General features: G+C 41.5%; 21 protein-coding genes, 3 tRNA genes and 1 pseudogene. 13 read left to right on the forward strand and 12 right to left on the reverse strand.

Annotated elements, in window-relative coordinates:
- Positions 1 to 9: 9 nt before the first annotated feature.
- From FTU03_RS03375 to hemE, 3 genes are all read right to left on the reverse strand, one after another.
- Positions 10 to 480, reverse strand: coding sequence for a DUF3015 family protein (locus FTU03_RS03375; protein ID WP_004782788.1), 471 nt, complete (start codon positions 478 to 480; stop codon positions 10 to 12).
- A gap of 143 nt (positions 481 to 623) precedes the next feature.
- On the reverse strand, positions 624 to 1,427 hold the full coding sequence (locus FTU03_RS03380; RefSeq protein WP_179992058.1) for a DUF817 family protein: 804 nt from the start codon (positions 1,425 to 1,427) through the stop codon (positions 624 to 626).
- A 10-nt stretch (positions 1,428 to 1,437) separates the two neighbouring features.
- Positions 1,438 to 2,508, reverse strand: coding sequence for a uroporphyrinogen decarboxylase (gene hemE / locus FTU03_RS03385; RefSeq protein WP_179992059.1), 1,071 nt, complete (start codon positions 2,506 to 2,508; stop codon positions 1,438 to 1,440).
- 206 nt (positions 2,509 to 2,714) lie between these two features.
- Here hemE and FTU03_RS03390 point away from each other — a divergent pair, with 206 nt between their 5' ends.
- From FTU03_RS03390 to FTU03_RS03405, 5 genes and pseudogenes are all read left to right on the forward strand, one after another.
- The gene (locus FTU03_RS03390; protein WP_179992060.1) at positions 2,715 to 3,932 is read left to right on the forward strand and encodes a L,D-transpeptidase family protein; all 1,218 of its coding nucleotides are present in this window, start codon (positions 2,715 to 2,717) and stop codon (positions 3,930 to 3,932) included.
- A 163-nt stretch (positions 3,933 to 4,095) separates the two neighbouring features.
- Positions 4,096 to 4,794, forward strand: coding sequence for a pirin-like bicupin family protein (locus tag FTU03_RS03395; protein WP_179992061.1), 699 nt, complete (start codon positions 4,096 to 4,098; stop codon positions 4,792 to 4,794).
- A 305-nt stretch (positions 4,795 to 5,099) separates the two neighbouring features.
- Positions 5,100 to 6,080 carry a class I SAM-dependent methyltransferase gene (locus tag FTU03_RS03400; protein ID WP_179992062.1) on the forward strand — a complete coding sequence of 327 codons (981 nt, stop codon included), beginning with the start codon at positions 5,100 to 5,102 and terminating at the stop codon, positions 6,078 to 6,080.
- Between the two features lie 236 nt (positions 6,081 to 6,316).
- Positions 6,317 to 6,664 carry a hypothetical protein gene (locus FTU03_RS16155; protein WP_257224147.1) on the forward strand — a complete coding sequence of 116 codons (348 nt, stop codon included), beginning with the start codon at positions 6,317 to 6,319 and terminating at the stop codon, positions 6,662 to 6,664.
- A gap of 48 nt (positions 6,665 to 6,712) precedes the next feature.
- Positions 6,713 to 9,245, forward strand: a pseudogene (locus FTU03_RS03405) (ImpA family metalloprotease).
- A 104-nt stretch (positions 9,246 to 9,349) separates the two neighbouring features.
- Here FTU03_RS03405 and FTU03_RS03410 read toward each other — a convergent pair.
- From FTU03_RS03410 to FTU03_RS03445, 8 genes are all read right to left on the reverse strand, one after another.
- Positions 9,350 to 9,835 (reverse strand): CinA family protein, encoded by a 486-nt coding sequence (locus FTU03_RS03410; RefSeq protein WP_034706081.1) that lies wholly within the window; start codon positions 9,833 to 9,835, stop codon positions 9,350 to 9,352.
- 476 nt (positions 9,836 to 10,311) lie between these two features.
- Entirely contained in the window at positions 10,312 to 10,509 is a 198-nt protein-coding gene (locus FTU03_RS03415; protein WP_034706083.1) for a hypothetical protein, read from the reverse strand.
- A 70-nt stretch (positions 10,510 to 10,579) separates the two neighbouring features.
- Positions 10,580 to 10,807, reverse strand: coding sequence for a hypothetical protein (locus tag FTU03_RS03420; RefSeq protein ID WP_004782813.1), 228 nt, complete (start codon positions 10,805 to 10,807; stop codon positions 10,580 to 10,582).
- Positions 10,808 to 10,871: 64 nt separating this feature from the next.
- Positions 10,872 to 11,087 (reverse strand): cold-shock protein, encoded by a 216-nt coding sequence (locus FTU03_RS03425; RefSeq protein WP_004782814.1) that lies wholly within the window; start codon positions 11,085 to 11,087, stop codon positions 10,872 to 10,874.
- Positions 11,088 to 11,514: 427 nt separating this feature from the next.
- On the reverse strand, positions 11,515 to 13,215 hold the full coding sequence (locus FTU03_RS03430) for an NAD-dependent malic enzyme (RefSeq protein ID WP_179992063.1): 1,701 nt from the start codon (positions 13,213 to 13,215) through the stop codon (positions 11,515 to 11,517).
- 424 nt (positions 13,216 to 13,639) lie between these two features.
- Positions 13,640 to 13,730, reverse strand: a tRNA-Ser gene (locus tag FTU03_RS03435).
- An 87-nt stretch (positions 13,731 to 13,817) separates the two neighbouring features.
- The gene (locus FTU03_RS03440) at positions 13,818 to 15,854 is read right to left on the reverse strand and encodes an NADPH-dependent 2,4-dienoyl-CoA reductase (RefSeq protein WP_179992064.1); all 2,037 of its coding nucleotides are present in this window, start codon (positions 15,852 to 15,854) and stop codon (positions 13,818 to 13,820) included.
- Between the two features lie 147 nt (positions 15,855 to 16,001).
- The gene (locus FTU03_RS03445) at positions 16,002 to 16,355 is read right to left on the reverse strand and encodes a hypothetical protein (protein ID WP_004782834.1); all 354 of its coding nucleotides are present in this window, start codon (positions 16,353 to 16,355) and stop codon (positions 16,002 to 16,004) included.
- Between the two features lie 245 nt (positions 16,356 to 16,600).
- Between FTU03_RS03445 and argG the strand changes: the two genes are divergently transcribed.
- A complete protein-coding gene (argG, locus tag FTU03_RS03450) occupies positions 16,601 to 17,944 on the forward strand; it encodes an argininosuccinate synthase (RefSeq protein WP_005234795.1) in 1,344 nt (447 codons plus the stop codon).
- A gap of 57 nt (positions 17,945 to 18,001) precedes the next feature.
- Here argG and FTU03_RS03455 read toward each other — a convergent pair whose 3' ends face one another.
- Positions 18,002 to 19,273, reverse strand: a complete 1,272-nt coding sequence (locus FTU03_RS03455) for a GGDEF domain-containing protein (RefSeq protein WP_166138230.1) — start codon at positions 19,271 to 19,273, stop codon at positions 18,002 to 18,004.
- A gap of 152 nt (positions 19,274 to 19,425) precedes the next feature.
- Here FTU03_RS03455 and pyrC point away from each other — a divergent pair, with 152 nt between their 5' ends.
- From pyrC to FTU03_RS03490, 7 genes are all read left to right on the forward strand, one after another.
- Entirely contained in the window at positions 19,426 to 20,460 is a 1,035-nt protein-coding gene (gene pyrC, locus FTU03_RS03460; protein ID WP_179992065.1) for a dihydroorotase, read from the forward strand.
- Complete coding sequence (rnt, locus tag FTU03_RS03465) at positions 20,445 to 21,104, forward strand: ribonuclease T (RefSeq protein ID WP_179992066.1); 660 nt, start codon at positions 20,445 to 20,447, stop codon at positions 21,102 to 21,104. The genes pyrC and rnt overlap by 16 nt, the downstream gene beginning before the upstream one ends.
- A gap of 20 nt (positions 21,105 to 21,124) precedes the next feature.
- Positions 21,125 to 21,200, forward strand: a tRNA-Glu gene (locus FTU03_RS03470).
- Between the two features lie 159 nt (positions 21,201 to 21,359).
- Positions 21,360 to 21,515: a hypothetical protein gene (locus FTU03_RS03475; protein WP_004782839.1), complete on the forward strand. Its 156-nt coding sequence runs from the start codon at positions 21,360 to 21,362 to the stop codon at positions 21,513 to 21,515.
- Positions 21,516 to 21,647: 132 nt separating this feature from the next.
- Positions 21,648 to 23,078: an amino acid permease gene (locus tag FTU03_RS03480; protein ID WP_179992067.1), complete on the forward strand. Its 1,431-nt coding sequence runs from the start codon at positions 21,648 to 21,650 to the stop codon at positions 23,076 to 23,078.
- 210 nt (positions 23,079 to 23,288) lie between these two features.
- Positions 23,289 to 23,364 (forward strand) — tRNA-Glu (locus FTU03_RS03485).
- Between the two features lie 109 nt (positions 23,365 to 23,473).
- On the forward strand, positions 23,474 to 24,886 hold the full coding sequence (locus FTU03_RS03490) for an amino acid permease (protein ID WP_179992068.1): 1,413 nt from the start codon (positions 23,474 to 23,476) through the stop codon (positions 24,884 to 24,886).
- The last annotated feature ends 82 nt before the right edge of the window (positions 24,887 to 24,968 follow it).

Consider the following 24,968-nt stretch of genomic DNA (forward strand, 5'->3'; position numbering starts at 1 on the left):
CAGCGATACTTAGATATAAGCTTTTAATACTTCATCTTTAGCCATGACTGTTTGTAGAGTACTTAACACTTGTAAAGTATTCTGGTTTTCTTCTGAATAGATTTCAGAGAAATTCTGCTTAGATACAGTGAAGAAACGTGCTTTGTCTTCTGCCTTGATATTTAGCAGTTCAGCCAGTACATTCAGGCTTTCACCTTCACCTACGGCCATATCACGTGCCAATGCCTCAGCATTTTCATTGGTAAAAGTCACGACTTGAGCCGTTACTGTACCGCCCTGGCTACATCCTAAAGTACCGAAAGTAATACCCAGCCACTGGTTAGTAAACAGGACGTTTGTTGTACCTGCAAGCAGCTTAGGAATAATGCCTGACTGGCCTGCCCATACCTGGCTACCAATACCACAACCTACATCTCTATCCGCCATCGCCATACCAGAACCCGTTGCCAATACCACAGCGAGCATAATCTTTTTTAACATACTTATTCTCCGGTTATTCTCATGCATCTTTTGTTATTACGCTAATGATGTAATCTTCATTACACATTCAGGAGAGTAGCGGGAAGTCTAATTTGGCGCAATGAAAAAACTGTCTGATTTACATAAAGATAAACAGAATAGTTTTACCGGGTTTTTAGACTCCAGTTACCTTGAGAATTACGCTGTCCTAGAATCTTTAATACCAGCACCAGACTGAGCAATAAAAGTAAATACCAGGAACCGAGCTTACCCCAACCGACCATGTGCCATTTTTCTACCTGGCTTGGATATAGCCAGATCTGATAAAAGGTACTGATGTTCTCAGCCACCCAGATAATGAAAGCCAAAATCAACAGGACAGGTAACATCGGCAGCTGAAAAGCATGCTGATTCAACTGAAATCGAATTCTGGTTTTCCAGAACATCACTACACTCCAGACAAATAACAGCAAACGATAGTCGGGAATGAAGAATTTACTCATAAAGTTGATGTAGGACAGTACTGCCAAAGCCAGCATATGGCTAAAGCGCGGCAATTTTTCAAATGAAACTTGGTATAAGCGTAAGGAACGTGCAAAAAAACTGCCGACAGCCGAATACATAAAGCCGGCAAATAAAGGCACCGTCAGTATTTTAAAAATCGCAGGTTGTGGATATTGCCAGGATGCAATCGCCGGATGGGTCAGGAAAATTTCCATGACCATCGCCATGATATGGAACAAGGCAATTACTTTGGCTTCGGCCCAGGATTCCAGTTTGGTATAGAGTAATACCACCTGAATCAGTAAAGCGAAAAATAATAGATAGTCATAGCGGTAGAAACCGTAAAATAGTTCACTACCCATTGATGCGGTTTGTGCAAAAGCAAGCAGGAGCAGAATCCCAAATAAGGCAGCCGAAGCTGCCTTATAGATAAATTCAAACCCTGATTTAAAAAAGTCGATCAAGGTTTACATCCTAAAGATATTTAGCGCTGTACTCATGTACGGTATCAATAAATACTTTAGGATTGGCTGGATCCACCCACTGGGTAATGCCATGACCTAAGTTGGCTACATAACCGGTTTTTTCACCGTTGGCATAGGCATCATCCAGCATCAACTTGGTTGCTTTAGCAATCGCGTCTGGAGTGCCATATAAAGTTGCCGGATCCAGGTTGCCTTGTAGTGCGGCACGGCCTGCAACAGTCTGACGCGCAACATTGAGCGGTGTAGTCCAGTCCAGACCAAAAGCATCTGCACCGGTCGCAACCATAGGCTCCAGCCATTGACCGCCACCTTTGGTAAACAGAATCACTGGAATCTTGCGGCCATCTTTTTCACGTTGCAAACCTGCCACAATTTTCTGCATATAATTGAGTGAAAATTCAATATATTCACGATGAGCAAGTGCCCCGCCCCAGCTATCAAAGATCTGTACTGCCTGAGCACCGGCATCAATCTGGGCATTCAGATATTCAGTCACAGCATCTGCTAAACGTTCTAATAAAGCATGCAGAACCTCTGGCTGTGCATACATCATGTTTTTAGTGAAGCGGAAGTCTTTGCTCGAACCCCCTTCAACCATATATGTCGCCAAGGTCCACGGACTGCCAGAGAAGCCGATCAATGGTACTTGCCCACCCAAAGCGGAACGAATGGTCGATACTGCATTCATTACATAATCAAGGTCAGACTTGGCATTGAATTTGGGTAAATTAGCCACATCCTGTTCAGTCCGCACAGTTTTGTGGAATTTCGGACCTTCACCTGCTTCAAAATACAGACCCAGACCTAAAGCATCTGGTACAGTCAGAATGTCCGAAAATAAAATGGCCGCATCCAGCTCATAACGGCGTAAAGGCTGCAAAGTCACTTCACAGGCAAATTCAGTATTTTTGCAAAGAGAAAGGAAATCCCCTGCTTTGGCACGTGTTTCTCGATATTCTGGTAAATAACGGCCTGCCTGACGCATCATCCATACAGGGGTAGTATCTACAGGTTCACGTAACAATGCGCGCAGAAAACGATCATTTTTTAAGGTCGTCATTCACTTTCCTATCTATCTTTGATATTGCCCACATCATAACAAAATGGCTGCATTTTGAATAACTTCTCATGACTTTAAAAACCGATCATGTTAAGTGATCAAATGTGAGGAACTACACAAAAGAACTACTGCATCTCCACATTTTTTCTGTAATACTTATAGTGTTTTTTCACATAGTTAACGAAATATTTTTAAGGTTGAGTTACATGTTCGTTCGCACAATGCTCGCTGTGAGTCTAGGTTGCATTTTCGCAGGTACTGTTTTCGCTGCGTCTAATGCTGAACAACCATTAAACCCCCAAGTTGTCACTGATGTTGCGGTTCAGGATCCGATTGATCCTTTAGCGACTGAAGCTTCGGCAGCACAAGCAGAAACTCGAATTAGTGCTCAAGAACAACAAGATCTGAAGAAAGCTTCTGAAGCATTAGATGTATTACAAGATACTGAAGACCAGACTGCCAATATCGGTGCTGCTCTAACCACGACTAAAGCACCGACAAATTCTGCTGCTGCGAAAGCATCTTGGACTTTAGACGGCCTTAATAATGCAAGCTGGTATGAAGATATTGGTAAAGGCCAATTTCCGGTATATGCACGTGCGCATGTCATGTTGAATAATGCCCATGCTTCTCCAGGTGCGATTGACGGTACTAGCGGTAAAAATACCTTGAAAGCGATCGCATCTTTCCAGCAAATGAATGGCATTAAACCAACAGGTACGTTGACTCAGGAAACTTGGGATGCCCTATTGGCTAAACAGGGTTCTAAGCCTGCTTTTGTTGAATACACCATCACTGAAGAAGACCTGAAAGGTCCTTATGCCGAGTCTATTCCTTCTGACTATGCCTTACAGGCAAAAATGAAAGGTCTGTATTACACTCGCGTAACTGAAATGCTGGGTGAAAAATTCCATATGGATGAAGACTTTTTGAAAAAGTTAAATCCAAAAGCTACCTTTAAGAAAGCTGGGGAAAAGCTGATTGTTGCCAATATCCGCAATGAAGTGCCTGAAGATATTCATTTAATTGTGGCGCATAAAGGTGCTAAGCAGCTTTATCTGTTCAATAGCCGTAACCAGATGATCGCTTCTTTCCCTGCAACGATTGGCAGTTCGAGTACTCCATCGCCAACAGGAACTTATAAAGTGACTGGCGTAGCGAAAAACCCATGGTATAGCTACTCACCATCTAACTTTGTTCAAGGCAACAACAAGAAACCACTTTCTTTACCACCTGGTCCAAACGGTCCTGTAGGTAATATCTGGATCGGTTTAAGCAAAAAATCATTTGGTATTCATGGTACGCCAAATCCATCTGCAATCTCTAAAACTGCGTCACATGGTTGTATCCGTCTGACTAACTGGGATGCGAATGATTTAGGCCGTAAAGTGAAATCAGGCGTAACTGTCCGTTTCCTTGAATAATCTTTATTTAAATACCTAAGCCCGCTTACGAGTGGGCTTTTTTATACCTGCTTTCTCTTATATCGTTGCAAAAATGCAATGATCTGTCGCCTGTTTATAATTTTTTAAGAATTAAAACAACGTTATGATGATCTCAAGTTAAAAATTAAAGTGAGATAAATTCATGAAAGCTTTTCTACATCCAAGTGAAAATCGTGGTCATGTAAAAATGGGCTGGCTGGAGTCTAAACACAGCTTCTCATTTGGCAACTGGTACAATCCGAACCATATGGGCGTGAGTGCATTACGCGTTATTAATGATGATCTGATTGATGCACATCAGGGCTTTGGTACCCATCCGCATGACAATATGGAAATCCTGACCTGTGTATTGAAAGGCACGATTACTCATCAGGACAGTATGGGCAATCATGGCGGTATTGCAGCAGGTGAATGGCAACTGATGAGTGCTGGAACCGGTGTACGTCATAGTGAAATGAACCAGGGCGATGAACAGGTGCATCTCCTGCAAATCTGGATCATTCCGAATGAACATGATGCTCAGCCAAATTATCAGCAAATTCGTCTGGACGCAAAAGAACAACCAAATCAATGGCATTTAATTTGTGGACCAAATGACAATGCACCCATGCACATTCGTCAAAATGCAGAAGTCAAAACCGCAGTGATCCAGCAAGGTCAAAGTCTAGATATTAAGGCAACCCAGCATATCAATTATGTACATGTGATTTCTGGTTCAGTACAAATTTCGGAATATACAGTTGAAGCTGGTGGTGCGATTGCCTTTATTGATGACGCAGAAATTAAAGCAATTGAAGATGCTCAGGTGATCTGGTTTGATTTACCAGAAGCTACCCATTAAAACTTCTATTTATATTCAGTCTATGCCGACTCATCATTTTGATCAGTCGGCATTTTTATAGAAAACATATAAAAATAAAAGTGATTCATTCTTTATAAGGATTTGGGCTTCAATATACCACTATACAAATTAAACCAATTCACATCAGTTTTTTACCGAACAACAGTAAATTTTGAGCGAAGATTGAGCTGATCCATTTTGATTGAATCAATATAGCGAATGGCTGTTCTGGTCATTATCTTGTATAGATTAAACAGGTGTATGCACCTTTTCATTTATTCTAAATAAACCGAAGAGCACATCTAATGAACCAGATTTTAGAAATCCAAAGCAGCCAGCAACAAGCTCTGCACTTTTTATTAGACTTTTTAAAACAGCAGCAATATCAGTTTACGGCCATTACCCCACTTTCCCATCAACGGATTCTGGATCGTAAAAGAAGCGAAAAAAATAAATATAAAACCCTACAGGATATCTTTGGCTGGAATCTGGAATTTACAATTACCGATCTTGATCCTGTTCTTTTTTCATTATTATTAGAGCATCAGCTTTTGGAAGTTCAGGATAATACATATAAAAGTCTGATCAGAGTCGCTTCACTCGAAGACGAATTATTTATTCACTCAGCCTTTCCCACCACCCAACAGGACGCTGTTTTTTTTGGTCCTGATACTTACCGTTTTGCCTATCATTTAAAGCAGTATTTATCTTGCCAGGCCAATTCTTTTAAACGGGCGGCTGAAATATGCTGTGGCACTTCTGCTGCTGCAATTCATATAGCTAAACATTTTCCAGATCATGAGGAAATCTTTGTCGCAGATCTGAATCCGAAAGCCCTTCTCTATAGCCAAATTAATATCGACTTTTCAGGTTTTGATACGATTCATCCTGTGCAGAGTAATTTATTTTCTGGTCTTGAAGGCCAGTTTGACCTGATTTTTGCCAATCCTCCTTATTTAATTGATCCAGATCAACGACAATACCGTCATGGAGGCAATGAACTGAATGGCAATGAATTGTCTTTTAAGATTATCAAACAGGGTTTACAGCGACTCAGTCCAGATGGACGTCTATTTTTATATACTGGCGTCACTATTTGTCAGGATGGCAATCGCTTCTTACAGCATCTGGAAGCTTTGATGAAACAGCATCAAAATATTGACTGGTGTTATGAGGAAATTGATCCGGATATTTTCGGTGAGGAGTTAGAGCAACCTGCTTATCAACATGTAGAAAGAATCGCGCTAGCCCTGCTCAAGTTCGAAGTCAAAACTGATAGAACATGAAATTTCAGCTGGGATTGAGGCTATTTTTAAACTGCGGCCTAATTAAAACAAATAAAAATTAAATCAACCCACATCACATTTAAAATTATTTTTAATAATTATTTACCATTGAAAAATATATACTTAAATTAAATATTAGTTCTATTTTATCGACACTTACTTCTATAATTCTCATCTGATATTTACGACAACTTTAAAAATAATGTCGTCTTTTTGGTTATACCTTGGGGAAAATTGTGGAAAGAAATTATTTGAGGTTGAGAACAACCTTACTAGCCTTATCGCTATCGATGAGTCTGATTGCCTGTGGTGGAGGTGGCAGTAGCGGAACATCTTCTCCTGCAGAAACACCAGATTCTGCTGTTAATCCACCATCAACAACTAATCCATCTGATAACGAGGAATCATCCCCCTCACCTGTAGAAACACCTGATGGCAGTACACCACCTTTAAATCCACAAATGCCAACAACCACCCGGATTAATAAGGCATTGAGCACAGGTGATGCCCGACCTTTGATTCAGCAAGATTCCGCTACATTGCTAGACTGGGCCCTGCAGCTCGCCAAGCAACAACAAACATGACAAAAGGGTTTAATTACCTCACTCTATACCAGTTCGAATGGCAAAGTTTTGCAACCTCAACTGCAATTTACGCCAACTGCTTCGATTAATCTTTATCCTTATGATTTAAGCGCAGCTTTACCAATCGCAGTTTCAGATCAAGCCTGCGGCTGGAATTTAAGTCAGCAGGCGAATAAAGGCTGTGGTTTGGGAGTCGCATCACAAATCGGTAAAGGCCGTGCGCTGGCTTTTGGCCAGAATATGCTTGGGGGGATCTCAGCGAATAATCCTGACATGGTAGATTTTGCACCCGTGCTCAACAATGGTTTTCGCTGGCTATTAACTGGGAAAACACAAGCACAGCCTAAACAAGAACTAAAACTTACCGTAAATGGTCTGGCACAAACCAACCTGAGCATGATAGAGAATTATTTTGCCCAGCATTTAGGGGTTAAAGTTACCTTTCTACAATGTAATGTACTGGATCAAACCAATACCTGCTGGAAAGATGCTGACCTGATGATTTTAGGCAGTAATATTGGCGCCAATAATTTTGAATCCAGCTTGATTCAGGAATATCTGGAGGCAGGTAAGCTAATATATTTCCAGGCAATGGGTTATAACGTCACTACACCGATGGAAAAAATCTTTTCGGCATTGAAGATTGAAACCAATAATAATTACTGGCGTGGCCAAGATACTTTACTCATGTCTTCAGGACGTTCCATCACAGATCAATGGAATAAAGTGAATGACATTGATAGTACGATCCAAATGTTGGAATATTTCAAGTCACCAAGTGCGGCACGTCTAGGTGATTTAAATGCCAATAATCCGTTGATTCAAACCATCAATAAAGCTTCTACCAATCTACAAAATTTAAATGCACAAGGCATTACTGCATTTAGCGCAAAAAATAATAATCAGATTCTAAAAGCTTTGGTGTTATTGGCAGATCTCTGGCGTCCAGGCGTGAATTACAGCGGACTGTCGAAAAATGGCGATGCTCTGACTTTTATGCGTACCTATGCCAGCGACTCCTGGACGGACTATAAACGCAAAACCACATTGGTGAATCCAAATGGTGCCGGCGATTATATGCCAGCCTCTGCACAAAACATGGCTGTCAGTGCTCAAGCCGAAACCATTACCGTGACCATTCCACAAGGCAGTGGAATTACCACAATTGGTCGTGCCAGCATTCCGGGCAAACCTGTCAGTATTGAGATTGTTGATGCTCAGGGTGCGCAGCTTTCAGTCCAGACCAGCTATTTACGTGCCTGGGGCAATCCCTTTGATGATGGCGGCTATAAACGTCCTCGCCGTCCCAATAGTTTCACCGTAAAATTAGACGCCACTCAAAGCAATGACTTTATTAGCCCGTTCGGTGGACCATTGATGTTGAATTACAGCAATGCCAAAGCAGGCTCGGTGGTGACCTTAAAAATCAAAGGCGCAGCAAAATATGCGCATTATGATTTTACTCAAATGATCACTGAAGCGGATATTAGCGAAGCAACCAGCATCCTGCAAAGTAGAAACTTCGGCTGGAACACTTTTAAATTTGTTGGTGGTGAAATTCAACAGACCAATGACTATGCCTTAAAAGCCATTGGTGATCGATCGGCACGTACCTATGTGGATCAGATTAAGGGCGTAATCTTTGACAGTAACCACATTGCCAACGGTTATAACAACATGCCGCTGGATAGCAGTACGGCACAGCGTTGTAATGAATTAGGCTGGGATTGTACCGGCACAGTTCATCGTGCCCCGTGTTCAACATTTTGTGGGCTGGATTGCGACCTGTGGCTTCCTGTGCTCAGGAAATCCATCAGATGGGTCAACTGGCATTGATACCGGTTGGGGCTGGGTGCATGAACTGGGACATAATACTGTTCAGGATGTCTTAACCATGGTATTCCCTTCCACTGAAACCGGGAAAACTATTGGTTGCGTAGTGGAATGTAATAACAACATTCTGGCAGGCCTAAGCATGATGCGTAAATATCATCTATATGCTCAGGACAGTAATGCCAGCAATTTCCGTCACCCAACTTTATATGCCAATATCAAGGATACACGAAGTCTTGGTCTGTCAGGTGAGGTACAACGTGCCGCCATGGAAAAACGCTTATGGCAAGATGGCTATCATGTATCGATGCAGGCCTTCCATATCCAGATGGCCATGAACTATACCCGTTTACATCAAGGTAAATCGCGACCTGATCTTCAGGGTGTATTTGAGTTCATACGCCTACTGAATACGGCACAACGTTTATATAACCAGATCGATTTAAGTAAAGCTTCTCAAGCAGATAAGAATAAACTGGGACTAGGTGCATTTAATGCGAAAAACATGAGCCGCCCTGACCTGATTTATGTACTCAGTTCAAAAATCATGGGCTATGATCTTAAAGATTTCTATGCACTTTATGGCTTGCCTTTAACTGCAACCGCACATGCTTCAGTCGCCATGCTTAATCTGCCTACCGCACCTTTGTATTTCTATGCGCAACCAGATGGCGGTTCAAATCGCCTGGCAACAGGACAATGGCTCACCATTCCAGCAAACGGCCCTCTCCCTAACTATCCTTACTAATTGACCAATTTAATATAAAAAAATCCCGGCTTCGGCTGGGATTTTTTATAGCAGAACATTTTCATGATCCGTGTATTAGCGATCAGTGAGAACTAAATAAATAGCTATTTATTTTTCTTGTCTCGACTGCCTTCAAGGATTTCAATTAAGCTCAGATTAATATTTCTCGCCAGTTTTTTTAATTTCTCTCTCGGTTTTCCTCTGCAAAGAAAGCGGAAACTATAGAGCTCATCTTTATAAGAAATCACATAGAAAAAAGTTCCTACTGGCTTTTCTTTAGTTTCTGTCCCGCCTCTTTTTAATAGTCCTGTACAGGCAATATAAATATCAGAATAAAACATTTTCTTGGCTTTTCTGACCATTTCCTGCGTGACTTCCATAGATTCTGGAGTATATTTTTTAATAAATTCAGGTTTGATTTTTAAAATATTCTCTTTGACACCCATGTCATAACAGACCAGTCCGCCATATAAAATATCACCCGAATATTTATTTTGGGAAAATCGGTAAGCCAGGTAACCTGCTGATGCACTCTCTAGAAAAGTAATACTTAATTTTTTTTTGGCGAGTAATTTTATACATTTATTCATAGAGTAAACTCCTGACTTTATGATCATCTATAGAGTATTAAATATTCAAAAATAAAAGATTAAATACTTAGCTTCTGAATGTCCTAGCAAAACTAAAACTGAACTGCCCTTGCTCACCACCTTAAACCAGCTGTATATCCTCAGTCATTTATATGACTTAAGTTCATACCAACGAAACTCATAATAACCTTGACGGGTTTTAACTCTGATTGGCTTTCTGATTTGATGTGTATTAGATTTTTTATAGATTCATGATAGTTTTATGCCTAAAAGCATAAGTAGTAGAAGATATAAAATATAGATCACTGAAATGATGGCTAAGTCGATTTAAGTGTGAACTAAAATGTGCTTATTAATTCAGGGTTTATTTATAAGACGATGAATAGGTTTAATTAAGAAGTGAATAATTTCAAAGACAAAATCCTGGCAAGATACCAGGATTTTTTATATTCACTTTTGGTCATGTCATATGACCACTAAATAATTTTGAAAATTTTGCCGCTGATGGTGCTTTGAAAAAACATTTCAAAACTTGGGCGAATATTTTCACCTTCAACCGTAATATGTTTAACGTTAGAATCCGATTGGGTATGAACAAAATCAGGGTCAACAGTAGCCTGAATCACGTATTGAACACCGAATTGATCTTTCACATTAATATTTTGCTTAAGCATAAATAAACCTTTAGTAATGATTATAAGAGAGATCGGCTAGAAATTGGTTAGCCAATATATAATTTAAATATTAAATAACTTTATGATTTAATTTAAATAATTGATTTAAAGATGTATAAAATGTACGACCGTCTAGATTCAGGTCAACTTCGATTCCTGATTGAAGCAGCACTCTTTTACCTACTTCAATTTCCTTAAAACCTTGACGTGTATTTTGCATTTTATTCAAGGGAATCAAAGAAACAATAATTTCTGTACCATTTTTAGATTTTGCAATTAATTCATTAATTTTTAACAACTTGTATCCTATTTTTATACTTCTTCCAATCTAGAAAAAGCTTTTTAACTTTTATTCTACAGACTTATAGCGCAGTAATATTTACAGCATTTGGGCCTTTTTGACCTTGAACTACGCTGAATTCAACTTGCTGACCTTCCATTAAGGTTTTAAAACCTGAACTAGCAATTTCACTGAAATGAGCAAAAACATCTGGACCAGATTCTTGTTGAATAAAACCGAAACCTTTAGTTTCGTTGAACCACTTTACAGTACCTTTAACAATATTTGAGTTTGACATAATAAAACCTACTAATTTTTAATAATTTTTAGTCATCTGAATGACCAGTTGTAACTTTGAAAATAATAAAGAATGGAACTTAAAATCTGGATAAAACGAAGGATTATGAATAAAACGACGATACTTAAGGAAGATTTTTTGCAACAAGACTTTTTTCTAGTTAAGGCCAGTATACAGGAAGATTTAAAATAATCAAGTTTTCTTATATATATATTTAATTACTTTATAAATATTATTTTATTATTTACAGAATTTTCATTATATTTTATTTAATTTCAACGACTTGATAAAATAAATCCATATTGCTTCAGTGAGTTAAACTTTTACATTTTAGTGTACTTTCGTTTCCTGCAAACAAAGAAGCAGAGAAATAACAATGTCATCGCTCTGCTTTACTTAATTTTAAACTGCCCTTTCCCTAATAATATTAAAAGGTCACACGCTTATATTCCCGGTATTCCGGTATCCAGAAATTCGCATCTATGGCTTTCTGCAGCACCTCAGAACCAACTTTTGGAGCGACGCCATCCTCAATCGCAGCTTGTGCAACCCTTAGAGCAATAATCTTGGAAATATGCTGAATCTGATCCAGATCTGGCAACAAATTGGCGGTTGGGTCTTGAAGTTTTGGAGAGCATTCTGCTAAGGCATTACTTGATGCCATCAGCATATTATCCGTGACTCGTGTAGCGCCTGAAGCAATCACGCCTAGTCCAATTCCCGGGAAAATATAAGAGTTATTACATTGAGAAATAGTATAAATGTGTTCCTGATAATTAACGGGTGCAAATGGGCTACCTGTAGCAATCAGAGCTTTCCCATTGGTCCATTGAATAATATCGGCTGGAACAGCTTCTACGCGAGAAGTAGGATTCGATAAAGGAAAGATGATCGGATGTTCACAATTTTCAGCCATGGTCGTGATTACTTCTTTACTAAATAATCCCGGCTGTCCAGATACCCCAATCAGTACTGTGGGTTTTGCATATTTGATGACATCCAATAGAGAAATAATCTCTTCGGCATTTCCCCATTCAGCAATATTTTCTGGTTCTTGAGCCAGTTTTCTCTGGAAATTTAATAGATTTGGCTGGTTTTGAGTAATAAGGCCGAAGCGGTCCACCATAAAGACCCGCTTACGGGCTTCTGCATCAGTCAGGCCTTCTGCCACCATTTTTGCCACAATCTGTTCAGCGATCCCACAACCGGCCGAACCTGCTCCCAAGAAAGCAATGGTCTGATCTTTTAATTGTTTGTTTGACGCATAGGAAGCTGCAATCAGACTTCCTACTGCCACAGCTGCCGTACCCTGAATATCGTCATTGAAGCAACATACTCGATCGCGATATTTTTCCAGTAAAGGCATGGCATTGTGCTGGGCAAAATCTTCAAATTGAATCAGCGCATCTGGCCATCTTTGCTGAATCGCCTGTATCACCATTTCGACAAATTCATAATATTCATCACCAGTGATACGAGGCTGACGCCATCCCATATAAATCGGATCATTCAACAGCTGCTCATTGTTTGTGCCTACATCCAAAGTAATTGGCAAGGTATAGGCCGGACTAATGCCTCCGCAGGCCGTATATAAAGCCAGCTTTCCAATCGGAATGCCCATTCCGCCAATGCCCTGATCGCCTAAACCAAGAATGCGCTCTCCATCCGTAATCACAATCACTTTGACATTTCTTCGATTTACGTTATGCAGGATGTGCTCAATATGATCCCGATCCGGATAGGAAATGAAAACCCCGCGATGACGACGATAAATCTCGGAAAAATGCTGACATGCTTCTCCTACCGTTGGCGTATAGATGATCGGCATCATTTCGCTTAAGTGATTTTCGATCAAATGATAGAAAAGCGTCTCATTGGTGTCCTGGATGTTACGTAGGTAAATATGCTTATTGATCGCATCATTGAATGAACAATATTGCTGATATGAACGCTGACTTTGTTCCTCAATCGATTCAATCGCTTGGGGCAAAAGTCCATGTAAATTAAAATGAATACGTTCTTCTACAGAGAAAGCTGAGCCTTTATTCAGCAATGGGAGTTCAAGTAATGCAGTACCTGCGTAGGGAATATAAAGTGGACGTTTAGGGTTCAGAGGTTCAGTTGCCATTTTTAACTCGCACTTTAAGATTCGACATAAATGAAAGCCGAAAAGAACAAAAAATTATCCTACTATCCTAGTCGACTTTCAGCTGTTTCAGTCATTCAGCGAATTAATAATGAAAAATGTTCTATTTAATAAACTGATAACGGCAATAAAATAAGCTTTAGATTTTTATATCCTATTGTCAGATAAAAATTTGGATCATACTTTTTTAATTTAGGCTTAAGCTAATTGCTTGAGATTAAATTTTAGAAATTAAAGCTATATATGCATTCGTTTTTATTCATTTATTTTTTAATAAGAAAATATTTTGGAAATTAGATTACTTAGTTTTTTATCTATCTACTCTATCTTAAGAATTAGACAATTTCTGAATAAATAAAACTTAGACAATAAAAAACCCCGATCATTGATCGGGGTTTTTCGTATCTGGCGGAAGCGGTGAGATTCGAACTCACGGAGGGGTATAAGCCCTCGTCGGTTTTCAAGACCGGTGCATTAAACCGCTCTGCCACGCTTCCATGTGCGCAATAATACGGAGCTTTTAGGTGACTGACAAGTGAAAATTACAGTGAATCTCATCAACTGCATATAGTTTCATCAAATCCTTACAATTTTGCTGCCAATTCAGCCCCTTCACGAATTGCACGCTTGGCATCCAGCTCAGCAGCCAGCTTTGCTCCACCAATAATATGGTAATTCGCTAAAGTCTTTTGATCCTCTGAAGGCATAACATCTTTGACTGACTCCTGACCAGCACAAACGACGACCGTATCTACACGCAGCAATTGATCATGCCCATCCACTTCAATCCACAAACCTTCATCCGTAATCGATTTGTAGTGCACACCGCGTAACATGCGCACGCCATGTTTTTTTAATTGGGCACGATGAACCCAGCCCGTGGTTTTACCTAAGCCTGCTCCTAAAGCAGTAGTTTTACGCTGTAATAGATAAATTTCACGTACAGGTGGCTCCACTTCTGCTGGCTGCAGTCCGCCTTCACTTACATAGTTTGCATGCAGATCTACACCCCACTCCCGTTTCCATTCATCTACAGGCTGCGGTTGCGGCTGATGCGGTGGCTTTAATAAAAATTCTGATACATCAAAACCAATTCCTCCGGCACCAATGACAGCGACACGATCTCCTACTGGTGCGCCGCGCAATACTTCAGCATAAGACAGGACTTGAGGTGCATCACTACCGGTAATTTTCAATTCACGCGGAACAACGCCCGTAGCCACAATGACTTCATCAAAACCTTCGCGTTCCAGTTGTTCCCGATTCACTCGGGTATTTAAACGGACATCTACCCCAGTTTTTTCCAGCTGCACTTTGAAATAGCGAATGGTTTCGTGGAATTCTTCTTTGCCTGGAATCACTTTGGCCAGATTAAATTGCCCCCCCACTTCATTAGTGGCTTCAAATAAAGTCACATCATGACCGCGGCTGGCTGCGACTGTGGCTGCGGATAAACCTGCCACTCCACCACCTACTACGGCGATGCCTTTAGGCTTTTTGGTTTTGACATAGACCAGTTCGGTTTCATAGCCGGCACGTGGATTCACCAGACAGGTAGCGCGTTTATTTTTAAAGGTATGATCCAGGCAGGCCTGATTACAGGCGATACAGGTATTAATTTCATCAACACGATTCGTTGCAGTTTTATTCACCCAGAATGCATCTGCTAATAACGGGCGTGCCATTTGCACCATATCTGCCTGTCCCGATGCCAAAATCGCTTCAGCCGTTTCTGGCATATTGATCCGATTCGATGCAATGACTGGAACAGCAACATGCTTTTTGACTTCTGCGGTGTAATCTACGAATGCAGCACGAGGAACAGAAGTGACAATCGTCGGAATACGCGCTTCATGCCAGCCAATACCGGTATTGAGTAAAGTTATTCCAGCCTTCTCCAATGCTTTAGCGACGGTAATCACTTCCTGCATAGTATTGCCATCATGCACCAGATCTAGCAAGGACAAACGGAAACAGATAATAAATCTTTCACCAATTTCAGCACGAATCGCTTTAACAATTTCCACTGCAAAACGCATGCGGTTTTCAATTTCTCCGCCCCAGCGATCAGTACGCTGATTGACATGACGGCTTAAAAATTGGTTAATCAAATACCCTTCAGAGCCCATGATTTCCACGCCGTCATAACCCGCTTTTTTAGCCAGTTTTGCAGTTTTAACATAGTCCTGAATCGTATCCAGAATCTGGTTTTCAGACATCTGACGTGGTTTAAAAGGTGAAATTGGCGATTTGATCGGACTGGCAGATACCACAAAAGGCTGATAGCCATAACGTCCGGCATGCAAAATCTGCAACAGAATCTTGGCCCCATGCTTATGCACGGCATGCGTAACCAGTCGGTGCGGTGCAACATCGCCCAAGGTATTCATGGTTCCGCCAGCAGGCAATAACCAGCCCTGACGATTCGGTGAAATCCCGCCAGTAATCAGGAGACCCACACCACCTTTGGCACGTTCACCAAAATAAGCGGCCAGTTTAGGATAATTATAAAAACGATCTTCCAAGCCCGTATGCATTGATCCCATCACCACACGGTTTTTAATCGTGGTGAAACCCAGATGTAATGGTTTTAAAATATTTGCATAGCGCGTCGTTGTCATAAAATATCCCTGATTCTTATTTGGCTAAAAGCTTAAATCTTATAAATGTACTTTAACTGATTTTCAGGGGCTTTTTATGACTATCAGGTCCGCTTTCTCAGGCACAAATACCAATTGTGATATTCATGCCGTACCTGAGTGATGGATTTATTGCTGCCATTGATTTTTACTGGATTTCCATAACGCAATTACTCCGAGTACTGTACCAATAGGAAAACTGAGCAGCATAAGGATCGCCATAATTCTGGACAAGGTGCGTCCTGAACCATTGCCCTGTTTGACCTTGAGACAGGCCTGAATGTTCAAAACAATCAGCACAGCTAAAAGTAGCAACACAATACCCAGACTCAGCATGGAAATCGTCGACTGCTGATATTCCAGATATAAAAATGCAACCGTACTAAAAACCAGCAAACCGGCATAGATTCCATGCACAATCGACAGGGTTTCATTTTTGGCAGCCGGTTGCAGATTAGGTAAAGGAGGAATATTCGGGCTCATGAGGGCTATCCTAAAGATGTTTTTTCTTAATGATGTTATTGAATCTTCCCAGATTTTCCTATTTTTTAAGCGTTTGTCAAAAATACGGTAATTTTATGATTATCTAAGCCTATTGAATCAAGATTTTGAAACGAGTTTTTCTTTTCTAAAGCAAACCTAAATAAAATAATGATACAATTGATGCAATATGTGTTTTTTCAGGCCACCACTTCTGGCGTGCCTATTTCATATCATTAGGATGAACAATGTCTGATAATGCAACTATCTTGCAGAATGTCCCAGTAGGCAAAAAAGTTGGTATTGCCTTTTCTGGCGGTCTAGATACTTCTGCAGCTCTTTTGTGGATGAAACAAAAAGGCGCTGAACCTTATGCTTATACAGCAAACTTGGGTCAGCCAGACGAAGACGATTACGATGCGATTCCAAAAAAAGCTGAGGCTTATGGCGCAGTAAAAGCACGTTTGATCGACTGCCGTTTACAGCTTGCATTAGAAGGTATTGCTGCAATTCAATGTGGCGCGTTCCACATTTCTACAGGTGGCGTTCCATACTTCAACACGACTCCTCTTGGCCGTGCAGTAACAGGTACCATGCTGGTAACTGCAATGAAAGAAGATGACGTGAACATCTGGGGTGACGGTTCTACTTATAAAGGTAACGACATCGAGCGTTTCTACCGCTACGGTCTGTTGACTAACCCTAACCTGAAAATCTACAAACCTTGGTTAGACCAGACCTTCATTGACGAGCTAGGCGGCCGTGCAGAAATGTCACAGTTCCTGATCGACAATGGCTTTGACTACAAAATGTCAAAAGAGAAAGCTTACTCAACTGACTCAAACATGTTGGGAGCGACTCACGAAGCCAAAGATCTTGAATACCTGAATGCCGGTATCAAAATCGTTGATCCAATCATGGGCGTTGCATTCTGGAAAGAAGAAGTTGAAATCAAACCTGAAGAAGTATCGATTACTTTTGAAGAAGGTTTCCCTGTTGCAATCAATGGTCAACGTATCGAAGATCCTGTTGAGTTCATTCTTGAAGCGAACCGTATTGGTGGCCGTCATGGTCTAGGTATGTCGGATCAGATCGAAAACCGTATCATCGAAGCGAAATCTCGTGGTATCTACGAAGCTCCGGGTATGGCCCTTCTTCACATCGCTTATGAACGTCTGGTCACTGGTATTCATAACGAAGATACCATCGAACAATACCGTATCAACGGTCTTCGTTTGGGTCGTCTTCTGTACCAAGGTCGCTGGTTCGATTCTCAAGCATTGATGCTTCGTGAAACTGCACAGCGTTGGGTAGCTAAAGCTATCACTGGTACTGTGACTTTAGAACTGCGTCGTGGTAATGACTACACCATCATGAACACTGAATCTCCTAACCTCACTTATGAAGCTGAGCGTTTGACTATGGAGAAAGGTGATTCTATGTTCTCTCCAGCGGATCGTATCGGTCAGTTGACTATGCGTAATCTGGACATCACAGATACACGTGCAAAACTGGGTATCTATACAGATTCTGGCTTACTTGCAGTAGGTACAGGTTCTGCAGTACCTCAGTTAAAAGACAAAAACAAATAAGTTTGTTTTAACGTCAAAAAAAACCGCTCATCTGAGCGGTTTTTTTATGGATTCGATTTAGGTATTCACGCTGTTCGGGTTTGCGGTGCGGATCGACTGATAATAAATCTGATTCCGTCCTAGCTGTTTGGCTCGATACAACGCCTGATCGGCAATTCCCAATAAGACATCCTTATCAATAAAGTCTTCACCACGATACACAGTGATGCCCAAACTGATGGTGATGTGATCAGCCACACCAGATTTCTCATGCGGAATTTCCAGACGCTCAATCGCATTAAAAATATTAGAAGCCACTGCATAAGCACCATGAGCATCAGTTTCTGGAAGCAGTACCACAAACTCTTCACCACCATAACGGGCCACGAAATCCATATGCCGGATCGCATTTTTAATAGTAAAGGCAATACTGGAAATGACATCGTCCCCTTTTTGATGTCCATAAAAATCGTTATAGTTTTTAAAATGATCCACATCGATAAATAAAATCGCTAAAGCATGCTGATTACGGCGAGAACGTTCAAAAAAGATATCCAGTGTTTCATCGAAAGTTCGTCGATTAGAGATTTTGGTCAGCTCATCATGCTGGCTTAAATGCAACAATTCTGTGGTATGAATCCGCTGAATTTTCTCACTGATTCTAGCCCGCATGGTATATAGAAAAATCATGCGCTCACGGGCAAAAAGCATATAACTAATCACACATCCCAATAGGCTACTGCCGATCAGAATCCGCCCCAAGACCAGTGCATTAAATTCGATCGATAACACGGATAACAGCCAGACCGTACAAAGTGCAGCAAACAACCCCGTGATTAACATCTGTAAAGGTTTTACTCCGGTCAGAATATAACCCAGAATGTAGATAATAGTGATGATCGCCATCGACTGATGTTGCAAGCTTACTGTTTGAATGGACATGGTCAGATAAGAGGTCGAGACTATCATCCAGAACATTAGCAGCATGGAAGCCTGCGGAAAAAAGCGTTTGATTTTAGGTAGACAGGAGAAGAAATAAAAAGCAAGTAAAGCGAGACTACCATTGATCAGCCCCAGCATGCAGCGCACAAAATCTTGCACGAAATATTGTGAATCGATAATCCAGTAGTCGGTCGGAATCATGACCAGCAGAAAAATAAAATAGGTCAGTACACCTGCCCAGACATACTTTTCGACATGTTTACGTGCCCGCTCCAGGTTTTTGCTCCAGAACTCCTGTTCCAGATTCTGAGGGAAAACCGAGCCTACACGCTGACTTTGCCGTGTGATTAATTCTTCTATTTTTTCTTTTTCATCTTGCAATTTTGCTAGATTGTACTTGTATTCCATTGCCAAGTATTTATGTAATTTTTTTATTAATTTTAAAATATCATACTTTTATAAATTAATTTATAGATATCCCTTATTTTGTATATATTTCTCGTTACCATTTTAGGCATAGATGCATTATCATTTGTTTTATTTCTCCGATTGAATTCGCCTTGAATACGATTACCCTTCTCCAGCCAGACGACTGGCATGCCCACCTGCGTGATGGTCACGCTCTGCAACGCACCGTTCCTGATCTAGCTAAACAGTTTTCCCGCGCCATCTGTATGCCGAACCTTGTTCCACCGGTTAAAACTATGGAAGAAGCATTAAGCTACCGTGAACGTATTATGGCGCATGTTCCTGAAGGTAGCGATTTTGATCCACGCATGGTGCTGTATTTCACAGATAATACCTCTCCAAGTGAAGTCAAAAAGATTAAAGATTCTGAGCATGTCAATGCTATTAAACTTTACCCTGCTGGCGCAACCACCAACTCGGATAGCGGTGTAAGCGACATTCGTAAAGTATATTCAGTCATTGAACAGCTTGAAGAGCATCAGGTGCCTTTATTGCTGCACGGTGAAGTGACGCATAATCATGTCGATATTTTTGACCGTGAAAAACGTTTCCTTGATGAAGTCTTAGCACCATTACTAAAACAGTTCCCGAAACTGAAACTGGTTCTGGAACACATTACTACCAGCGAGGCAGCTAATTTCGTACTGGAACAGGATCGTAATGTGGCTGCGACTATTACCCCACAGCATTTACTGTTTAACCGTAATGATATGCTGGTTGGTGGGATCAAGCCGCACTTCTATTGTCTGCCAATTTTAAAACGTCAGACGCATCAGCAAACGTTGCTTGAAGTGGCAACGAGCGGTAATCCTAAATTTTTCTTAGGCACCGACAGTGCACCGCACTCAAAAAATGCCAAAGAAAATGCGTGTGGCTGCGCAGGATGCTATAGTGCTCCGACTGCAATTGAGTTATATGCTCAGGCCTTTGATCAAGTAGGTAAAATCGACCGCCTAGAAGGTTTTGCCAGCCACTTTGGTGCAGATTTCTACGGCCTCCCACGTAATACCAAAACCATTACGCTGGTCAAAGAAGATCAAGTTATTCCTGAAAGTCTAGACTACTTGGATGGTGAACAAATCGTTCCGCTATATGCAGGAAAAACCATTCAATGGAGAAAAATGTGACAAATGAAACTCTTCCAGTCATTGGTCAGCGTTTCCGTGGATTTTTGCCTGTTGTTGTCGATGTTGAAACAGCAGGCTTTAATGCACAGACTGATGCCTTGTTAGAAATTGCGGCCATTCCTATTGTTTATAATGAAGATGGCCAGTTTGTGCCCGGTGCAGCTTACCACGCACATATCAATCCTTTCGAAGGTGCCAACCTGGATCGCCGCTCTTTGGAATTTATCGGGATTGACCCGTCAAATCCGATGCGGATCGCAATGGCTGAAGATGAAAAAACCGCGTTAAAACGTATTTTTAAATCGGTCAATGAAGTGCGTCGTCAGCAAAATTGTACGCATGCCGTTTTGGTCGGTCACAATGCGCATTTTGATTTGGGCTTTGTACAGGCAGCAATTGCCCGTACCGGAACCAAAAACCAGAATCCGTTTCACAGTTTTTCTGTGTTTGATACCGTGACTTTAAGTGCGGTGATGTTTGGTCAAACGGTTCTGGCTAAATCTTGTATTCAGGCCGGTATTGAGTTTGATGGCAAAGAAGCACACTCTGCGTTATACGATACGCAAAAGACTGCGGAACTGTTTTGCTATATTTTAAACAAACTCGCACCTCACCTGCTTGACACTTTGGTGGCGGATCAATAAGATACCGCCATCTTCTAAACGTCCCTATCGTCTAGAGGCCTAGGACATCGCCCTTTCACGGCGGTAACCGGGGTTCGAATCCCCGTAGGGACGCCATCTTATTTATCCTTCTCTTCTTTCATTTTTTCAAGAAAACTCTTTTTCTTATTATTGCTTTCAATACTATTTTATAAATTCCGATTGACTGAGTTTAGTGCCCTTTCTCGTTTGCTTAGGCTATAATCAAGTTGATGTTAGGTTTTGATCAATTTTCCCATGCTAAAGAAAATCCTGCTTGTTTTACTTATTCTGGCACCTTCAGCGCTTTATATTTATGTGATCAGTCGCGATGATAAAACTGCTGAGAACCGAGCAGAAACTACGCCTGCTGAAAAAACACCGACTGAGCAATACCAGACTCCCGATCACTAGTTTTTAAGAGGCTTTGCAAATATTTATTTTTTAAATTAAAAGAAGAACTTTATGAGGAAATTCCAATTTATGTGATATTTCACATAATTAAAACTAAAATACTTTTTTTAAATCTCTCCTTTTAATTGAGCTATGCAATCTCCCTCTCCACCTTCACAGCATTCGTCTGTTGAGGGTCAAACTCCGTCGTTAAAACGTGCCATGGGCACACGTCATCTGATCATGCTTTCCCTTGGTGGCGCTATTGGTACTGGCCTGTTTATGGGTTCCGGTGAAGTGATTTCACAAGCTGGACCTTTGGGCGCAATACTGGCCTATATTATTGGTGGCTTGATCGCCTATATGGTAATGCTCTGCCTCGGTGAACTGGCCGTACATTTACCCGTGTCTGGTTCTTTTGGTGCCTTTGCAACCCATTATATTGGGCCGGGTACAGGCTATATGGTGTCCTGGATGTACTGGCTCGGCTGGTCAGCCACTTTGGGTACCGAATTCACTGCAGCTGCGATTCTAATGCAGGAATGGTTCCCGCAAACTTCGATCTGGTTATGGACATTGATCTTTGCTGCAGGTGTACTGCTCTCCAATTTAAGCTCAACCCGTACCTTTGCCGAATCAGAATTCTGGCTGTCACTGGTTAAAGTTGCGACTGTACTGATTTTTATTATTCTGGGCTTTGGCTGTATCTTTGGCTTTATTCCATTTCAAGGTTATGAATCTGCGCCACTGTTCAATAATTTGACTGAACATGGCTGGCTACCAAATGGTTTGATCCCATTATTCACTACCCTGCTGATCGTGAATTTTGCCTTTAACGGTACCGAGATGATCGGGATCGCTGCCGGTGAAACCGAAAATCCTGAGAAAAATGTACCGAAAGCGATTCATGCTGCGGTATGGCGTCTGATGATTTTCTTTGTTGGCACCATCATTGTGATCAGCTCGTTACTGACTTATACCGATGCAGGTCTACAGGTCGGTGGTCATGGGGGCTTAAGCAGCAGTCCGTTTGTATCCGTGTTTACCCAGATGGGTATTCCTTATGCCGAAGATTTCATTCGTTTCGTAATTATCACTGCGCTGCTCTCTACTGCAAACTCTGGACTCTATGCAGCTTCACGTATGATGTGGGCATTGTCTTCACAAAACCAGTTACCGCGACTATTTGCCAAAGTCAGCAAATCCGGCGTGCCTTATGTAGCAGTTTGGGTCACCATGATTGGCGGCTTGCCTGGTCTGCTCTCTGAACAATTTGGTGCAGATGTCATCTTTAAAAACCTGATGGGCGTGGCCGCTTTTACCATGGTGATTGTCTGGATGAGTATCTGCTGGAGCCAGTTTAATTTCCGTCGCCAATGGCTGAAGTCTGGTCATAGCGTCTCTGAACTAAAATTCCGTACACCTTGGTTCCCCTTAGTTCCCACTCTAGGTTTTGTAACTTGTACTGCAACCGGTCTGAGTATGGCAGCTGACCCCGAAATGCTCTCTGGTTTTATTGGCTGTTTATTGTTTATGGCAGCATGTTATGCAAGTTATTACTGGCTTTATCATCAAAAAGCTTAAGTTCTAAACTTTTGAACTGAAATAATTTCTTTAATAAACCCAATTCCGATTGGGTTTATTTTTTCATATCAGGTAAATCCGTTCAGAAAATAATATCTTAATAAAATAAAATTTTTGTTTTGCCTAATGTTTAAACTGTTAAATACATTTTAGTAAAAACTCTTTTGACAAAGTCCGGCTTAGTCCTTAATATAGCCATCACCTCGCAACGTCCCTATCGTCTAGAGGCCTAGGACATCGCCCTTTCACGGCGGTAACCGGGGTTCGAATCCCCGTAGGGACGCCATTATCTGATCGCTCACGATCAAGTCTTATACATAATCCATATTAATACGTTGCAGATTTGTAGTTTTTCACTACAATAACCCGCTTCATTCTTTTATTTTTTGACTCCTATGCACTCATCTCCGAATGATGCTACGCATCAGGGCAATTCTGCGCCTTTAAAACGCGCTATGAGTACTCGACATCTGGTCATGATTTCGCTTGGTGGCGCAATCGGAACAGGCCTATTTCTAGGTTCGGGTGAAGTCATTGCACAAACGGGGCCTGTAGGTGCCATTCTTGCTTATCTCCTTGGCGGGATCATCGCTTACATGGTTATGCTATGTCTGGGTGAACTTGCCGTTCATATGCCCGAATCTGGCTCATTTGGCGCCTATGCCAAACGCTATATTGGACCAGGGACTGGCTACACCATTACCTGGCTATACTGGCTGACCTGGTCAGTGACCTTGGGAACTGAATTTACCGCTGCAGCTTTATTAATGCAGGAATGGTTCCCTGATAGCTCCATGTGGATGTGGACACTGATTTTTGGTGCTTTCGTATTCGCACTGAATATGATTTCTACCCGCTGGTTTGCAGAGTCCGAGTTCTGGCTAGCACTGGTGAAAGTCGTTACTGTCGTGACCTTTATCCTGCTTGGCCTACTCGCTATTTTTGGTGTAGTAAGCTACCAAGGACAGGAAACTGCTCCGCTATTCAGTAACCTGACAGCTCAAGGCTGGTTCCCAGAAGGTCTGTTCCCAATCTTCACCACCATGCTGATTGTAAACTTTGCATTCTCTGGCACAGAACTGATTGGTGTGGCTGCGGGTGAAACCAAAGATCCTGCCAAAAATGTACCAAAAGCGATTAATACTGCAATTTTCCGCTTACTGATTTTCTTTGTAGGTACGATTATTGTGGTGACCTCCCTTCTTCCGCATCAGGAAGCAGGTCTGGCAGCTGAAGGTGTCAGTAGCAGCCCATTCGTGACAGTATTCCAGCATATCGGTATTCCTTATGCCGAAGATATTATCCGCTTTGTGATTATCACAGCATTGCTATCTGCTGCTAACTCAGGTCTATTTGCTGCATCCCGTATGATGTGGTCATTGTCTTACAGTAAACAGTTACCAGCGGTATTTTCACGCCTAAATGCGCGTGGTGTACCTTATATTGCAGTCATTGTCACCATGATTGGCGGTATGCCTGGTTTGCTGTCTGAACAGTTCGCACCGGAAACTATCTTCACGAACTTGCTAGGTATTGCAGCATTTACCATGGTAGTGGTCTGGATGAGCATCTGTCTCAGCATGTTCAACTTCCGCCGTGAATGGTACAAACAGGGTAAAACAGCGAAGGATCTTGATTTTGCTGCGCCATTATTCCCGATCGTACCGATTCTGGGTTTTCTGTTCTGTCTGATTACCTGTATCAGTATGGTGTTTGATCCGAGCATGCGTATCAGTTTCTTTGGCTGTCTGGTATTTATTGCACTGTGCTATGCCAGCTACTACAAGTTCTATCACAAAAATGCTTAAACATTAAAATGACTAAAAGAGCAGCTTCGGCTGCTCTTTTTTATTTATACTGAAAATGTTCTAGGCAGCCAGCGTGGTGTGT

The organism is Acinetobacter sp. YH12046 (genome assembly GCF_013419905.1).
In the GTDB taxonomy this organism is placed as follows: Bacteria; Pseudomonadota; Gammaproteobacteria; order Pseudomonadales; family Moraxellaceae; genus Acinetobacter.

Coding starts and splice junctions, on each gene's coding strand:
- FTU03_RS03375 (WP_004782788.1), bottom strand. CDS start 480: ATGTTAAAAAAGATTATGCTCGCTGTGGTATTGGCAACGGGTTCTGGT.
- hemE (WP_179992059.1), bottom strand. CDS start 2,508: ATGACGACCTTAAAAAATGATCGTTTTCTGCGCGCATTGTTACGTGAA.
- FTU03_RS03390 (WP_179992060.1), top strand. CDS start 2,715: ATGTTCGTTCGCACAATGCTCGCTGTGAGTCTAGGTTGCATTTTCGCA.
- FTU03_RS03395 (WP_179992061.1), top strand. CDS start 4,096: ATGAAAGCTTTTCTACATCCAAGTGAAAATCGTGGTCATGTAAAAATG.
- FTU03_RS03400 (WP_179992062.1), top strand. CDS start 5,100: ATGAACCAGATTTTAGAAATCCAAAGCAGCCAGCAACAAGCTCTGCAC.
- FTU03_RS03410 (WP_034706081.1), bottom strand. CDS start 9,835: ATGAATAAATGTATAAAATTACTCGCCAAAAAAAAATTAAGTATTACT.
- FTU03_RS03415 (WP_034706083.1), bottom strand. CDS start 10,509: ATGCTTAAGCAAAATATTAATGTGAAAGATCAATTCGGTGTTCAATAC.
- FTU03_RS03425 (WP_004782814.1), bottom strand. CDS start 11,087: ATGTCAAACTCAAATATTGTTAAAGGTACTGTAAAGTGGTTCAACGAA.
- FTU03_RS03430 (WP_179992063.1), bottom strand. CDS start 13,215: ATGGCAACTGAACCTCTGAACCCTAAACGTCCACTTTATATTCCCTAC.
- FTU03_RS03440 (WP_179992064.1), bottom strand. CDS start 15,854: ATGACAACGACGCGCTATGCAAATATTTTAAAACCATTACATCTGGGT.
- FTU03_RS03445 (WP_004782834.1), bottom strand. CDS start 16,355: ATGAGCCCGAATATTCCTCCTTTACCTAATCTGCAACCGGCTGCCAAA.
- argG (WP_005234795.1), top strand. CDS start 16,601: ATGTCTGATAATGCAACTATCTTGCAGAATGTCCCAGTAGGCAAAAAA.
- FTU03_RS03455 (WP_166138230.1), bottom strand. CDS start 19,273: ATGGAATACAAGTACAATCTAGCAAAATTGCAAGATGAAAAAGAAAAA.
- rnt (WP_179992066.1), top strand. CDS start 20,445: ATGGAGAAAAATGTGACAAATGAAACTCTTCCAGTCATTGGTCAGCGT.
- FTU03_RS03475 (WP_004782839.1), top strand. CDS start 21,360: ATGCTAAAGAAAATCCTGCTTGTTTTACTTATTCTGGCACCTTCAGCG.
- FTU03_RS03480 (WP_179992067.1), top strand. CDS start 21,648: ATGCAATCTCCCTCTCCACCTTCACAGCATTCGTCTGTTGAGGGTCAA.
- FTU03_RS03490 (WP_179992068.1), top strand. CDS start 23,474: ATGCACTCATCTCCGAATGATGCTACGCATCAGGGCAATTCTGCGCCT.